Below are 14686 nucleotides of genomic sequence, written 5' to 3'. Positions count from 1 at the left end.
AGACCGCCCTCCCCCAACGCTGGTGGTAGAGGGCACCGTCGATACCGACGGTGACGCCGGCCTTGGCAACCACCCCGCGGCGCGTGTGGAGCTGCAGAACCCGCATGGGACCGTCGTAGTAGCCGGCATATGGGACGGGCGTCTCACTCATGCCCGCCATCGTTACCACGGGGCTTGCTGCCGAACCACCCCGCGCGCGCCACCATCGGCACGCCCCGCCTAGTGCCCAATTGGACAGCCAGCGAACGCCTGCCCCGGATGTCCTGCCATCGGTGGACCACTCAGCGGCAAGAGCGGACGAGCACAGGCGGTCAATGAGAGGGCGGGATGGCGGCCTAACATCGCTTCATGGCGTACGAGGCGGTCTACGCGATCACAGTGCGGGCAGTCCAGAGCGGTCCTGAAGATCCGGACAATCCCTACGCGAATATCCACTTCATTCAGGACGGAGAGCCATTGGCCCATGCCGCTGCGCCACCACAGCGCGTCCCCGAGTGCGGTGCGACGCGCTTCATCGTGCCAGGCGAGCTGTGGTCAGCGCCGATTCCCGCCCGATACCGCCGCTGCCCGGAGTGCGTGGGCGCCCATCCGTTGGAATGAATGCCATGCCTGCCGCGTGATCCAAACGCGCGAGCTGATTGCGCTGCTCACGCCCTCGATGCCGCCTCACCAGTGTTCACTCACTCGACCTGCGCCAGAAGAGTGCGTTGGAGGTGCCGGAGCTAGCGATCGTCCGCGCCGTGATCAGACTTCGTGGTCGCGGGGTGGAAGAGCGAAGACGTCACCGCGAAGACAGTCACTCCTGGGTTCGGGCGACAAGGGAGCCGGTTCGCCGAGGACGATCTGCGCGCGCCAGCCACCGATCGCGAGCCCGTTGGCTGCGTGATCGGAGAGCCGGTCGTCGGCTGCGTCGCCGAGCAGGTCGGCGTGCTCAAGGATGACGAACAAGGCGTCTGCGGCGCAGGTCACCGTCCCGGCGGCTTCGTCGGCGCTCGTATCCGGATTGAGTTCACGGTAGAGGCGGCGCGCGGCCGTGAGGAGACGGCCGGCGTCGGTCACCGTGAAATCGCGCCGCAGCCGCAAGGACAGGACCATCCCGTCAGCGACCGGATCGCCCCCGATCGTGCTGTCATCGCTCGGCATGCCGACACGGTACCGAGCACGCCGACGCCGCCAGAACCGAAAGATGGATCGCGATCCCTGGGACACTGAACGAGGCTGGCCGCTGGCACCGCCTCACAGCACGATCGCGGCATGAGCGGACGAGTGCGAGGGAGGCCTTCGTGGGATTTCCGCGCCTTCGGTTGCGTCAAGGTGATATTCGCCTGTCGGCCGAACACCGGCGTCGACGACACGGCACGGCACGTGTATCACCGCATGTAAACCACCGGCTGGCGGCACCAGTCCGGCCCCCACACCGACTCGCACACCGTGATGTAGCGGTAGTCCTTCTTGGAATTGATGTAGTGGGTCGTGCAGCCCTTGGTGTTGTCGTGGCCGTCCCCCTCCTTGTCGCAGACCTTCACGCTGTGCTTCTTGAAGTCGAAGTAGGCATAGTCGTTGCCCTGGTAGGCGAAGGCGCGCTGTCCCTTGAGAACGTCTCGTTTGGCGGCCGATGCCTTCGATGCGGCTGATGCAGCGGATGGTGCCCGATCCGGTCGACGACGCCTCGGTGGGCGACGCCTGGGCGGCAGAAGTCGTCACCAGCCCCGCCCCCGCCGTGCTGAGCGTGACGGCGGCGAGCGTCGCGGCGACTCTTGTCCTCCGCATGACACCCGCCGTCTTGCTGATCTTCATGTGAACCCCCGTGCGCTGTGACCTGCCTATCCCACCCGAGCGGGAACGTCCCTGCGCGCACGAATACGACGAGACTGGGGCCTCGACCTCCCGCACCAGGTCCCCCCAGATTCAGCGCCACCGAAAGCGGTGGTGGTCGGCGAGGTGGCGCTGGGGTCTGCGACCTCACTGTTCACTGCGTTGTCATGACATATCCATCGGTCCTCCCATCTGCGCCACCCTGTGATCGTTTGGCTGTACGGGCGTCTTGTCCCGCCATCGCCTGGAGGTTCCGTGTCCCACCTCAGCCGTCGAGGGTTCGTTACCGCCACGCTCGTGGCGGGGTCGGCAGCAGCGATACCGGGTTGGATCGGCGGCTCGGCGTCGGCCGCATCCAACCCGTTCACCCTGGGGGTGGCCTCGGGCGACCCGCACCCGGAGGGCGTTGTGCTGTGGACCCGGTTGGCCCCGGAGCCGCTGGCCGTTGACGGAAAGGGCGGCATGCCCGATCGGGCGGTGACCGTGCAGTGGCAGGTCGCGACCGATGAGAGGTTCAGGAAGGTCGTGCGCCGGGGCACGGCCCTGGCCCGTCCCGAAGACGCGCACACCGTGCATGTCGAGCTGCACGGCTTGCGGGCGGGCCACGAGTACTTCTACCGGTTCCGGGCCGGGGCGGAGGTCAGTCCGGTCGGGCGGACCAAGACCGCTCCGCGTGCCGGTGCCCGCGGTGCGGTGAGCTTCGCGTTCGCGTCCTGCCAGGCGTGGCACGAGGGCTTTTTCACGGCCTACAAGCACCTGGCCGCCGAGGATCTCGACGTGGTGCTGCATCTGGGCGACTACATCTACGAATACGGTGTGGGCGCCACCGGCGGGGTCCGCAACGTGCGGCTGCCCGAGCAGTACCAGCGCGAGACGTTCAGCCTCACCGAGTACCGCAACCGGTATGCGCTGTACAAGTGCGACGCGGATCTGCAAGCCGCGCATGCGGCTTTTCCGTGGATCGTCACCCTCGACGACCACGAGGTGGAGAACAACTGGGCGAGCGACATCTCCCAGGTCGACAACGAGCCCGACCAGGACCCCGCCGTGTTCCGGCAGCGGCGGGCCGCCGCGTTCAAAGCCTTCTACGAACACCTTCCGCTGCGCCGCTCCGCCCGGCCCAGTGGTCCAGACATGCGGGTGTACCGGCGGCTGCGGTTCGGCGGGCTTGCCGAGTTCAACGTGCTGGACACTCGGCAGTACCGATCAGATCAGGCATGCGGTGACGGCCGCCAGGTCGGCTGCCAAGGACGCCTGGATCCCGAACGCACCCTGTTGGGCGACAGCCAGGAGAAGTGGCTGCTCAGTGGGCTCCACCGGTCCCGGGCCACCTGGAACGTCCTTGCCCACCAAACCCTGATCGCCCAGGCCGATCACGACGTCGATCCGGCGGTGCAGGCGTTCGGCATGGACCTTTGGGACGGCTACGCCGCCCAGCGCCGGAGGCTGCTGGAGGGGATCCGCGAGCACGGAGTCGAAAACGCCGTGAGCATCTGCGGTGACATCCACCGCAGCATCGCCTCCGAACTCAAGACCGATTTCGACGACCCGGACTCCCCCGTGGCCGCCGTGGAGTTCGCCGGAACATCGATCTCCTCCGGCAAGGACGGCGCGGACCAGGACCAGCTCGGCCTGGACTTCCTGAAAGCCAACCCGCACATGAAGTTCCACAACGCGCAGCGCGGATACGTCCGCTGCAAGGCGACGACCAAGGAGCTCACCGCCGACTACCGGGTTCTGGCCAAGGTCACCGTGCCCGGCGCCGACATTCACACGCGGGCATCGTTCGCCGTCGCGGCGGGCGAGCCGGGCCTCAACCAGACCGCCGACAACCCCGCCGTCGGGACCAGGTCCATCCCCGAGCTCGCGGTCCCGCTCGACCATCTCCCCGAGCCCCGCTGACAACCGGCTTCGATGGTGGACCGGCTGGCGGCGGCTCCTCGCGGCGCCGCCAGCCGCCCTCCGGTGAGCGAGTTCTGCATAGGCTCGGGGCAGATCAGCGGAGTTCGCGGTTGACAATCTTGCCGGTGGCGGTCATTGGGAGCGTTTCGCGGCGAACCGCTCGCTGCTCCGCAGCGGAGACGAAGGTCCCCTCGCGCGTATTGGGGCGATTCACCGACGGCGTCGCCACCAGGAGCGAACAGCTCGACGACCCAGTTGAGTCATGGCCGAGATCCCGGTCGATGGAGGCTGCCCGAGCGACCCCAGACTACCGACGGGGCCCTGGCAGTTTGCGCGCCCTCGAGCCGATTTCGGTCGCCTCGGAAGCGTATGTGTCTCGCGCGGCGCTCGGCGGTTCAACGACAGCCCGGCACCTCTCGGCGGCAGATCCGGACGTTCAGCGGTGGTGCCGCGTGCGTTCGAACTCGGCGCGGGCGGCGAGCCTGCGCTGCTTGTTTCTCACCCGCCGTTCGGTGTGATCGGGCATCGTGATGTGGTCGATGTCGGCGTTCGGATCGAAGTCAGGATGGGCAGTGGCCAGCGGAGGACGGATCAACTCCAGGTGGGCGCGACGTCTGAGCAGCCACCAGAGCACGTCCTCCAGGTCGACATGGCCGACGTCCTCGTCCATGTAGGCGACCGTTGACCAGCCGCTGCCCTGGCGCCAACTGATCAGCACCCGGTCCTCACTCTCTGAGGCGAGATTGCGGCTTCATAGACCTTCGCCAGGTCCACGAAATGACCTTGCCGGCGAGTGGGAGGAACCGTTCACTCCAGTTCGGGCCAGTGCGCGGTGCCGTGCACCGGCAGGACGCCCTTGACGCGGCAGCCCATGGCGTCGATCGCGGCGAGCAGTGCGTTGCGTACCGGCGTGTCCGCCCCGGGCGGGTAGGCGACCCGGATCTGGTGCCCGTAGGCCGTCTCGTAGGTCAACCTCCACTGGTCGCCGACCGCGGCGAAGTGGTCCTGCCGGGCGCCGTCTGCGCCTTTGAAGCCGCCACGCGCGCTGGTCGGTGCCAGGCTTTCGCGCAGCATGCGAAGTCGCTCCTCGTACGGTGGCGCGCCTTCCGCTTCCGCCAGCTGCAGATATACGTGGACATCCTTGCGGTAGGGATCGAACCAGGGGCCGTCGACGTCCGCGCCGTTTTCCCTCTTCCTCACCAGCAGATCCTCGATGAGCCCGGTGAGTACGGCGGCCACGCCACCTTCGGGGTACTCAAACTCGTCGTCGCGCGTCCAGTAGACGGTCTTCCAGCGTTCGGGGGAGCCGACGGGCTCGGTCAGCCAGCACAGCGCCCCGCCGATCGAGTCGGATCCCCACAGCACCAGCCCACCGGGCTCGGGGTAAACGGGATGCGGGCAGTCCTCGCCCGCGATCCCGAGGATCAGCTGCAGATCCTCCAGCCGCCCGGGGTTTTCCTTGATCATCTCCACTGGGGTGCAGCAGGAGAACTCGCCGCAGAACGCGCCGCGCCCGTACCGCCGGGCGATCTCGGTGAACTCGCGGGGAAGGATCAGCCCGAGCGCATCCTCCACCCGCGTCCAGTCGGCATCGGTATCCACCGGCGCCGCGGGCGGCGGTACGAGCGCGAGCAGCCTTTGGAGTTCCGTCATGACCGCAGACTCTAGCCGCGGACATCCCGGGCTTATCCGGCTCGTCCTTGCTGCCGCCGCGCTGACGGCGGCCGTACGGCCTGCAACTCAGTAACAACGGGCGGCGCCTCGACTGCCGCCCAGATTGTCGACGACGTGCGGCGCGGCGAACCAAAAGACGACCCCGAAGGTCGATGACCCCCTTCCTGAGGTTCCCGCGCAACGATTGGGAACGGCCCTCGCCGACACCGTGTGCCCATGATGTGGTTTCACCAGCGAGAAGTGGGCCCACCCCGTTCGCACCACCCAACCACGCATCGCCCCTCGAGCGGCTCGCCACCCTCCTGGGACACTTTCTTTAACACCAGCCCGCCCGACATCAGGCAAACAACACCCGCTCATCGGCAGATCAGTGCGTTGTCGCTGCTGTAGACGGGATACTGGCCTTGTGCGCCAAGCCTTTGCTCATGAGGCGGTCCTTATCATGGGGCCGAACGCCGACATGGGGGCTCCCGGGGCGGCGGTCACGGTGGGGCTGTGTGGACACTGGGATCACCAACCGCCATGTCCGCTGGCGCCGCACCACGTCCGCGCCGACCAGGTCGGCGGCCAGGTACGGATAAGGATCCTGTTCGCAGCCGAGCCGGACGCCGAACAACAGGTCCGGCACCTCATCGAACTGGCCCTGTCCGGACAACTGACCCTTCCGGACGGCCTCACCACCCCCTGGCAGCTACAGACCAGCGCGGCCGCCGAGGTCTCAACGGACGAGACGGACCACGCCCAGCGCCTCATCCACAGCTGACGCGTTCGGTCGGCGGCAGATGAGTTGAACGCCAGGTGATGAGCGGAGGCGTTCGTCTCAAGCGGCGATGGGTGGGGCATGATGCGGGCATGCAGCCGATCGTTCGGGCGTTGGAGGAACGCGATCAGGATGCGGTGATAGCTCTTTCGCTACGGGCTTGGGCGCCGGTGTTCGCCTCGCTTGAGGAGGTGCTGGGCGAGTCCGGTGTCTACTCCCAGATGCATCCTGACTGGCGTGTAGATCAAATGGAGGCGGTGCGGGCCGCGTGCGACGCGGAGGGGATGCGCGTCTGGGTCGCCGAGGTGGACACGGTCGTCGGTTTCGTCGCGGCCCGTCTTGATCATCGGGAGAGCATGGGCGAGATCTACATGATCGCGGTCGATCCTGCCCATCAGCGCACAGGCATCGGCTCCCTACTGACGTCGTGCGCGCTCCGGTGGTTCAAGGACAGCGGCATGGCGCTGGCGATGGTGGAGACGGGGGGTGACCCGGGGCACGCGCCGGCGCGCCGGACCTATGAGCAGGCCGGATTCGTCCATCTCCCGATCGCCAGGTATTTCAAGAAGCTCTAGACCGGACATGCCCTCATCTGAACTCATCCGCAGGGCCATTTCATCCAGTCTCCAAGGGCCACGAGGCGGAGTGGCTCCGATATGTCCCCTGCCAAAGATTTACATGCATATGCCTGGCTTGGATGATGCGTTTCTCCGGTCCAAACTCTTGGAGGCGCGCATGGCCCACAACTGGAGCTGCGCGGTCAGGGAACATTGCTGGGAGCCGATCGTCGCCCTCGGCAGAGCGGGGGTCCGCCACGTCGTCCGCGAACGGCTCATCGAGGTCTTCCCAGAAGATCCGTGGTTCGCCTCGGGCCGAAATGCTCTGGGGTGGACATAGCGAGCGAACGGGATGTCGCGGTGTGGTCGCCGACTCTCTAGTGGCAGGGGCGGGGGTCGTTCGCGTGGGCGGGTGCTGGGTGGGGGCGGAGGGAGAGGATTTCGGCTAGGACGGAGAGGGCTATCTCGGGGGCGGTGCGGGCGCCTATGTCCAGGCCCGCGGGGGTGTGAACGCGGTCGCCGTGCTCCAGGGCGGCTGTGACTGCGGCGCCGCGGGTGCGGCTGGCGATCAGGCCTATGTACGGGATGGATGCTGCGAGTGCCGCGGTGAGGATTGTTTCCTCGTCACGGCCGTGGGTGGCGACGATGACGGCTGCGGCGTCGGGGAGGATCGCTGTTTCCGGGGCGGACGGGTGGAGGGCGAAGCCTGCGGCTGTGCCGACTGTGACGAGGGCGTTGGCGACTGGGCCGTCTCCGTAGATTTGGAGTAGGGCGGGCGGGATGACCGCTTCTAGGAAGACGTCGAGGGTGCCGCCGGACAGGCACGGGTTGGTGACCGTGATGAGGCCGTCCTCGGGGTGTGAAGGGCCCGGGGTGATGCGCAGGAGGGCCGACTCACCGGATTCGAGCTGGCGCAGGGCCTGGGTGCGCACGGTTGAGGCGGCGCACGAGCCGCCGACGAAGCCTTCGAGCGTGCCATCGGGCAGGACGAGCGCGCGGTCGCCCGTCCTGGCGCTGGTCGGGCGTTCGGTGCGCACCACCGTGGCCAGGACGAACGGCGTGCGGGCGCTGCGAAGGCCGTCAGCACGGGTGAGGAGGTCGCTCATGGGATCGCCAGGTCTGTACGGAACGGGCGGCCCTGCATGACGCGCCACACGTTCGCCGGAGTGAGCGGCATGTCGGCATGGCGGACGCCGATCGCGTCGACCACGGCGTTGACGATCGCGGCGGGCGAGCCGACGGTGGCCGACTCGCCGACGCCCTTGGCGCCGAGGGGATGGTGGGGGGAGGGGGTCGTCGTTTCGCCTAGCTCCCAGGACGGGCATTCCATCGAGGTTGGCAGCAGGTAGTCCATGAACGAGGCGCCGAGGTGGTTGCCGTCCTCGTCGAAGGCCATGACCTGCATGAGCGCCATTCCCACACCGTCGGCGAGGCCGCCGTGCACCTGGCCTTCGACGATCATCGGGTTGATGCGGACGCCGCAGTCGTCGACGGCGATGAAACGCCGGACCGTGACCTTGCCCGTGCCGGGGTCGACGTCCACGACGGCGATGTAGGCCCCGAACGGGTAGGTGAGATTGGGCGGGTTGTAGACGGTGGTGGCGTCCAGATGGCCTTCGACGCCCTCGGGAAGCTCGACGCTTCCGTGGGCGGCCATCGCGATCTCCTGGACGGTGGCGCCGGTCCCGGGTTCGCCGCGTACGGACCAGCGGCCGGGTGACCATTCGAGGTCCTCGGGCGCGGCCTCCAGCATGGCGCCGGCGACGATGCGGGCACGTTCGCGGACCTTGCGGGCGACGACGGCCGTCGCGGCGCCGGAGACCGGTGTCGAACGGGAGCCGTACGTGCCCAGGCCGAAAGGGGTCTGGTCGGTGTCGCCATGGACGACGTCTATGTCGTCCACCGGGATGCCGAGTTCCTGGGAGACGATCTGCGCGAACGTCGTCTCGTGGCCTTGGCCCTGGGTCTGGACGGATATGCGCAGCACGGCCTTGCCGGTGGGGTGCACGCGCAGTTCGGCGCCGTCGGCCATGCCGAGCCCGAGGATGTCCATGTGCTTGCGCGGTCCGGCGCCGACGGCCTCGGTGAAGAAGCTGATCCCGATGCCCATGAGCGGGCCGTTGCCGGGGTTGGCACGGCGGTCCGCCTGCTCGGCGCGGAGTTTGTCGTACCCCGCGATGTTCATCGCCTCACGGAGTGCGCGGGGGTAGTCGCCCGAGTCGTACTCCCAGCCGGTGGGCGAGGCGTACGGGAACTGCTCGGGGCGGACGAGGTTCCGCAAACGGAGCTCAGCCGGGTCCATGTCGAGCTCGGCCGCCAGTACGTCGATCATGCGTTCGACCAGGTAGGCGGCCTCGGTGATGCGGAACGAGCAGGCGTAGGCGACGCCGCCCGGCGCCTTGTTGGTGTAGACGCCGGTGACCGCGCAGTGCGCCGCCTCGATGTCGTACGACCCGGTGAAGACATGGAAGAAGCCCGCGGGGAACTTGGTCGGCTGCGCCGTGCCGTTGAACGCCCCGTGGTCGGCGAGCACCTTGACCCTCAGCCCGCGGATGCGGCCGTCGCGGGTCGCCGCGATCTCTCCGCGCATGTGGTAGTCGCGGGCGAACGACGTTGTCATGAGGTTCTCGGAGCGGTCCTCCATCCACTTGACCGGGCGGCCCGTCACGATGGAACCGACGATCGCGCAGACGTAGCCGGGGTAGATGCCGACCTTGTTGCCGAAGCCGCCGCCGATGTCCGGCGAGACCACCCGGATCTTGTGCTCGGGCAGCCCGGCGACGAGGGCGTAGATGGTGCGGTGCGCGTGCGGGGCCTGGGTGGTGGTCCAGACGGTGAGCTTGCCGGTCACCTTGTCCATGTCGGCGACGATGCCGCAGGTCTCGAGCGGCGCCGGATGAACGCGCGGATAGAGCACGTCCTGCACGGCGACCACGTCCGACTCGGCGAAGATTCGCTCGGTGAGGTCGGCGTCTCCGGCCTCCCAGTCGAAAATGTGGTTGTCGGTCTTGCCTTCGAGGTCGTCCCGGATCACAGCGGCGTCCTCGTCGAGCGCCCGCCGCGCGTCGATGACCGACGGCAGCGCCTCGTAGTCGACGTCGATGAGCTCCAGGGCGTCCCGCGCCGCGTAGTGGTCGTCGGCGATGACGAACGCGACCTCCTGCCCCTGGAACCGCACCTTGTCGGTGGCCAGCACGGCCTGCACGTCGGCCGACAACGTCGGCATCCACGCGAGGCCGAGGCCCTCCAGCGTCGCGCCGGTGATGACAGCCCGTACCTGCGGATGGGCCTCGGCCGCCGAGGTGTCCACCGACACCAACCTGGCGTGCGCGTGCGGGCTGCGCAGCACCGCCCCGTAGAGCGTCCCGGGAAGCCGCACGTCATCGACGTACGTGCCCTTGCCGCGGATGAAACGGGCGTCCTCCTTGCGCGGCACCCGCCCGAAGCCATGCGTCGTGGTCATGACGTCACACCCTCGTCCGCCGGGTGCTCGGCCGCCCAGCGCACCGACTTCACGATGTTCTCGTAACCCGTGCAGCGGCAGATCTGCCCCGAGATCGCCTCGCGGATCTCACGCTCGGACGGATCTGGATTGCGATCGAGGAGCCACCGCGAGGTCATGAGCATCCCCGGTGTACAAAAGCCGCATTGCAGGCCGTGACATGCCGAGAAGCCCTCCTGCACCGGATCGAGCACGCCGTCCCGTTCAAGCCCCTCGACCGTCTTCACGGCCTTCCCGTCCGCCATGACGGCGAGGACCGTGCACGACTTCACCGGCACCTCGTCCAGCCACACCACACATGCACCGCAGTTGGACGTGTCGCAGCCCCAGTGCGTCCCGGTCAGCCCAAGCTCGTCCCGCAGCAGGTGAATGAGCAGCAGCCGCGGCTCGACGTCTCGTGTGTAGGCCTCGCCGTTCACCGTCACTGTGATGTTCATGACCGGCACCTCTCGTACGCGCGCCGCAGCGCCCTCGCCGTCAACTCGCCGGCCAGATGCCGCTTGTAATCGGCCGGCCCCCGCTGATCCGAACCCGGATCACAGTGCTCCGCCGCGACCCGTCCCGCCTCCCGGAAGACCTCCTCAGACGGCTCGGCTCCCCGCACCACCGCCTCGGCCTCGGCCGCCACGAAATGCTCGGCCCGTACAGCCGTGAGCCCGATCCCGACCTCCGCAACCCGGCCCCCGTCCAGCCACAACGCCGCCGCGGCCGCCGCCAGCGGCCAGTCCCCCACCCGCCGCTCGACCTTCTCGTACGCGCTGGATCCGCCCGGCCTGATCGGCACACGCAGCCCGGTGAGGAGCTCGCCCGGCTCCACCACGGTCTCGTACGGACCGGTATGGAATTCCCGCACAGGCACCGTCCGCTCCCCGTCCGGCCCCCTGATCACGGCTTCCGCCCTCAACGCCGCGAACGCCGCCGACAGGTCCTCAGAAGGATCGGCCTGGCACAACGAGCCTCCGACCGTTCCCCAATTGCGCACCACAGGATCGGCGATCACCCGTTCAGCGTCATGCAAAACAGGAAAGTGCTCACCCACCACCGCCGACTCCAGCAACTCCGCGTGCCTCGTCAAGGCGCCAACCCACAGCGCGTCCCCCTCGACCCTCACGAACGACAACTCATCGATGTCATTGATGTCGATGAGAGCCTCGGGCTCGGCCAGCCGAAGTTTCATCATCGGCAACAGGCTGTGACCCCCCGCCACCACCCGCGCCTCGGGGCCGTACCGCGCCAACAAGGCCAAAGCCATCTCAACACTCGTGGCCTTCGCGTACTCGAAGCTGGCGGGAACCTGCATTCCGGCCTCCCTTCTAGGGCTGCCCGGATTTTGAACGCGTCCGCCACCGGCCACAACAGATGAATAAGCAAAGGCTTAATCAGACACTGAACCCATGACTCTCACCCAGCTGAGAGCTTTCGTCCTGGTGGCCCGCCTGGGTTCGGTCCAAGAGGCCGCCCGTGCCCTCTCCATAACCGAACCCGCCGTCTCCCAGTCCCTCACGGCCCTGCGCCGCCACCTCGGCGACCCGCTTCTCACTCGCGGCCCCGACGGCATGGCCCTCACCGAGGCCGGCGCCCGCCTCCTCCCGATCGCGGCCCAGATGCTGACCCTCGAAGCAGAGGCGGAGATCTCCGTCCACGCCCCCGAGACACTCCGCGTCATCGCCGCCCCGGCCCTCGCCGAGTTCGTCGCCACTCCCCTCCTCGACGCGTTCGTCCGCCGCTCATCCCGCAAGATCGAGGCGAACGCCCGCACCGTCACGACCCGCGAGATCCCGCCCCTTCTCCACAACCACCTGGCTGACATCGCGCTCGGCCCCTACCTGGGCGACGACCCCGGCCTCCGTTCGGAGCCCATCTTCAGAACGAGCCTCATCGCAGTCGGCATCTCACCCTCGAACACCTGGCTGGTCGACCCCTCCGGCACCGACCCCCAAAGCGAAACGGCCGCTCTCCTCCGGCGCCTCAAAATCACCGAGGACCGAATCCGGGTCTTCCCCACCCAAACCGCAGCCTGGTCAGCCGCCGCCGACGGCCAAGGCCTGGCGGTGGCCGTAGCCCACCTCCGCCGCGGTGACCTCCCCGCCGTAGCCACCCCCGCAACACCCCTGAAGATCTGCTGGCACGCCACCACACTCGCCGACCGCAGCCCAGACCTGGCGGACGCGTTCCGCCGCTACGTAACAACCCCCGATGCCCTACACGTCATGCGCAGGCCCGACAACGGCGTCCCGCCGTCCCGCTTCCGCCCACCCGTCCACGTCACCATCTGGAGCTAGCCGTCTAGTCCTGCCGAGGGCGACCAGCCGGAGCGATGGCGGGCCCGAATCAGTGCCGATCCCAGCGGGCACTATTCCTGGCCGGGCGCCGATTGGGGCTGTTGGCAGTTCGCATTGGTGAGTGGGCGCTACGGGCTGGTGGTGGTTTCTGGTGAATGACTGCGTTGGCAAGGTTGGTCTGCGGTGGTGATGGAGGTGCGAGGGTTTTGCTGCCGCGGGTTTGTTGCAGCGGCTGCCTACGATCGCCCAGGGTGGCTGGGGTTGGAGCGGGGCTGGGGGCGATCGGCCCGCGGCGCTTCCGGTGCTCACTCGCTGGCGCTCGCTCCGCGCCGGGTCACCACGGCTCGGGTGCTGCCTGGCTGAGATGAGTGCTCTGGATCGGTCGCCGGTGCGGAATGGTGCGAATGCTCCTGCCGGTGATGGGCGCCGGGTCACGTTGGTCAAGGCGGCGGATCAGGTGAGGTTTTGATTTAGGCAGGCGGCCGACTGTGGCAGTTCGCTCTCTTTCTTAGAACTCGGCAGCGACAAGGGAACCAGCTGGTCTCCGTTCGATGGTGACGCACGTTTCGTGATAGGCCCGCGCATTGCGAAACCTTAACACAAACCTGGAAATACGCGACATCAACCAACGTGACAGCAACGCTCGGAAGGCGGTGGATGTGCGCATTGGGTCATTTCGGCACCGCTCAACCGTCCACCCGGTCCAGCCACCTTAACCACTGACTCACCCGCCCCCAGCCACGCAGCACGCGCTGGACGGCAGACCAGCCAAGCAATCAAAAATGGAGAGATCGTCGATCTTGAATAGAAGGATTAATAGATCTCGATTTGATCACTGTATTGACCTCTTGTGTATGATAGGATTTGCTCATGTATTCGATCGTGGCGCATCTAGATGACGCTTCCACCGCAGACCTGGTGGAAGCGGTCGCCGCGATTCTCACTGAACTTGCCAGGCGGCCCGCACCGGAATCGGCAGCGGCCTGCATGGAACTCACCGAAACGCTGGCGACAGCGACAGATCAGGCCGAATACACCATGGCCGCGATGATCGGGGTCGTCGACAGGGTCGGGGAGATGAAACGCTGGGGATTACCCTCCACCCAGGCGTGGCTGCGTTGCCACCTGGGGATGCGAGAGGGCCGCGCCAGGGAACGCATCGCGCTGGCCCGGCAACTACCCCGGCTGACACAGGTGAGCAAACGGATGGCGGCCGGCGAACTGTCCCACGGGTACGCCGCGACCATCGCCGGCGCGGTGACCCGCCTCAACGACCCTGACTGCGGTGTAGCCGAACAGATCCTGCTGGACGCCGCCGACGACGGCCTGTCAGCAGCGAAAGTCGCCCGCCTGGCGGCCAAGATCCACGACATGATCGCAGAACACAACGGCACCGACCAGCCCCCCGAAGAAGCAGCGCGCGGCTACCAACGTTCCTGGGTCACCGCGAGCAGGTCCTTGGACGGCGGCTGCTACCTCAAGGGCTGGCTCAACCCCGAAGACGCCGCGATCTGGGACGGCACCCTGGGACCACTGGCCAAACCCGCCGGGACCGACGACCGCCGTGACCTGTCCGAACGCACCGCCGCCGCGCTCTCCACCGTCCTGTCACGCGGCCACAAAAACACCAAGGTCACCGTCATCGTGGACCTGGAAACCCTCACCGGCGGCGACACCCCCGCGCGGCTACTGGACGGCACACCGGTTCCAGCCGCCCAAGCCCGGCGTATCGCCCTCACCGCAGGGGTGTCGCCCCTCATCTTGGGCCCGGGCAACCTGCCGCTGTACCTGGGCCACACCGTCCGGCTCGCCACCTCTGGGCAACGCCGGGTGTTGGAGACCCTCTACACCACCTGCGCCGTGCAGGGGTGCCAGGTGCCGGGCTTCCTTTGCGAGGTCGACCACGTCGACGGCTGGGCACTCGGTAACAGTCCCACCGACATCGACAAGCTCACCTTGTGCTGCGGCTGGCACAACAGATGGAAACACACCAACCCCGGACAGATGCACATCCGCCACAGCAACGGCCGATACATCTACCGGGCACTGCCACCCGACGACATCCGCAAAGAACGCCCCAAAGATCCCGAGTGGTTAAACCGCTCGGACGATCCATGGCGGCAGTCGGCTTGACCGACGACTGCCGCTGCTCACGCCGACCTGCGCAGGAGTGATGTCGCCATGTCGACGAGCC

At 67.5% G+C, this 14686-nt stretch carries 15 protein-coding genes; 7 read left to right on the top strand and 8 right to left on the bottom strand.

All coding sequences use genetic code 11. The features are described 5' to 3' along the window. Window positions 1-348 precede the first annotated feature (348 nt). Window positions 349-600 (top strand): hypothetical protein, encoded by a 252-nt coding sequence (locus ACH34W_RS55190; protein ID WP_395969322.1) that lies wholly within the window; start codon window positions 349-351, stop codon window positions 598-600. A 144-nt stretch (window positions 601-744) separates the two neighbouring features. Here the strand turns inward: ACH34W_RS55190 and ACH34W_RS55185 are convergent, their stop codons facing one another. Beyond that, window positions 745-1143: a hypothetical protein gene (locus ACH34W_RS55185; RefSeq protein WP_395969321.1), complete on the bottom strand. Its 399-nt coding sequence runs from the start codon at window positions 1141-1143 to the stop codon at window positions 745-747. Between the two features lie 227 nt (window positions 1144-1370). Then, window positions 1371-1526, bottom strand: coding sequence for a hypothetical protein (locus ACH34W_RS55180; RefSeq protein WP_395969320.1), 156 nt, complete (start codon window positions 1524-1526; stop codon window positions 1371-1373). 98 nt (window positions 1527-1624) lie between these two features. Between ACH34W_RS55180 and ACH34W_RS55175 the strand changes: the two genes are divergently transcribed. Together ACH34W_RS55175 and ACH34W_RS55170 are read left to right on the top strand one after the other, a co-directional pair. Further along, window positions 1625-1801 carry a hypothetical protein gene (locus ACH34W_RS55175; protein ID WP_395969319.1) on the top strand — a complete coding sequence of 59 codons (177 nt, stop codon included), beginning with the start codon at window positions 1625-1627 and terminating at the stop codon, window positions 1799-1801. A gap of 311 nt (window positions 1802-2112) precedes the next feature. Next, window positions 2113-3717 carry an alkaline phosphatase D family protein gene (locus tag ACH34W_RS55170; RefSeq protein ID WP_395969318.1) on the top strand — a complete coding sequence of 535 codons (1605 nt, stop codon included), beginning with the start codon at window positions 2113-2115 and terminating at the stop codon, window positions 3715-3717. A 436-nt stretch (window positions 3718-4153) separates the two neighbouring features. On the opposite strand, the gene ACH34W_RS55165 is transcribed toward ACH34W_RS55170, so the two are convergent. Next, window positions 4154-4435, bottom strand: coding sequence for a hypothetical protein (locus ACH34W_RS55165; protein WP_395969317.1), 282 nt, complete (start codon window positions 4433-4435; stop codon window positions 4154-4156). 89 nt (window positions 4436-4524) lie between these two features. Further along, on the bottom strand, window positions 4525-5370 hold the full coding sequence (locus ACH34W_RS55160; protein WP_395969316.1) for an SMI1/KNR4 family protein: 846 nt from the start codon (window positions 5368-5370) through the stop codon (window positions 4525-4527). Between the two features lie 463 nt (window positions 5371-5833). On the opposite strand from ACH34W_RS55160, the gene ACH34W_RS55155 reads away from it, so the two are divergent. Further along, entirely contained in the window at window positions 5834-6154 is a 321-nt protein-coding gene (locus ACH34W_RS55155; RefSeq protein ID WP_395969315.1) for a hypothetical protein, read from the top strand. Window positions 6155-6243: 89 nt separating this feature from the next. Further along, window positions 6244-6726, top strand: a complete 483-nt coding sequence (locus ACH34W_RS55150) for a GNAT family N-acetyltransferase (protein ID WP_395969314.1) — start codon at window positions 6244-6246, stop codon at window positions 6724-6726. 359 nt (window positions 6727-7085) lie between these two features. Here ACH34W_RS55150 and ACH34W_RS55145 read toward each other — a convergent pair whose 3' ends face one another. The 4 genes from ACH34W_RS55145 to ACH34W_RS55130 are packed head-to-tail and all read right to left on the bottom strand — an operon-like array spanning window position 7086 to window position 11510. Further along, window positions 7086-7814: an XdhC family protein gene (locus ACH34W_RS55145; protein ID WP_395969313.1), complete on the bottom strand. Its 729-nt coding sequence runs from the start codon at window positions 7812-7814 to the stop codon at window positions 7086-7088. Further along, window positions 7811-10171 carry an aerobic carbon-monoxide dehydrogenase large subunit gene (locus ACH34W_RS55140; RefSeq protein WP_395969312.1) on the bottom strand — a complete coding sequence of 787 codons (2361 nt, stop codon included), beginning with the start codon at window positions 10169-10171 and terminating at the stop codon, window positions 7811-7813. The genes ACH34W_RS55145 and ACH34W_RS55140 overlap by 4 nt, the downstream gene beginning before the upstream one ends. Beyond that, window positions 10168-10647 carry a (2Fe-2S)-binding protein gene (locus ACH34W_RS55135; protein ID WP_395969311.1) on the bottom strand — a complete coding sequence of 160 codons (480 nt, stop codon included), beginning with the start codon at window positions 10645-10647 and terminating at the stop codon, window positions 10168-10170. The genes ACH34W_RS55140 and ACH34W_RS55135 overlap by 4 nt, the downstream gene beginning before the upstream one ends. Continuing rightward, window positions 10644-11510: an FAD binding domain-containing protein gene (locus tag ACH34W_RS55130; RefSeq protein WP_395969310.1), complete on the bottom strand. Its 867-nt coding sequence runs from the start codon at window positions 11508-11510 to the stop codon at window positions 10644-10646. The genes ACH34W_RS55135 and ACH34W_RS55130 overlap by 4 nt, the downstream gene beginning before the upstream one ends. Before the next feature lie 94 nt (window positions 11511-11604). Between ACH34W_RS55130 and ACH34W_RS55125 the strand changes: the two genes are divergently transcribed. Next, entirely contained in the window at window positions 11605-12492 is an 888-nt protein-coding gene (locus ACH34W_RS55125) for a LysR family transcriptional regulator (protein ID WP_395969309.1), read from the top strand. A gap of 870 nt (window positions 12493-13362) precedes the next feature. Continuing rightward, window positions 13363-14625: a DUF222 domain-containing protein gene (locus ACH34W_RS55120; protein ID WP_395969308.1), complete on the top strand. Its 1263-nt coding sequence runs from the start codon at window positions 13363-13365 to the stop codon at window positions 14623-14625. Window positions 14626-14686 lie beyond the last annotated feature (61 nt).

This window comes from Actinomadura sp. 6N118 (genome assembly GCF_044326415.1).
GTDB lineage: Bacteria > Actinomycetota > Actinomycetes > Streptosporangiales > Streptosporangiaceae > Spirillospora.
The sequence above is the reverse complement of the archived record's forward strand: the minus strand, read 5'-3'. Positions and strand labels throughout refer to the sequence as shown.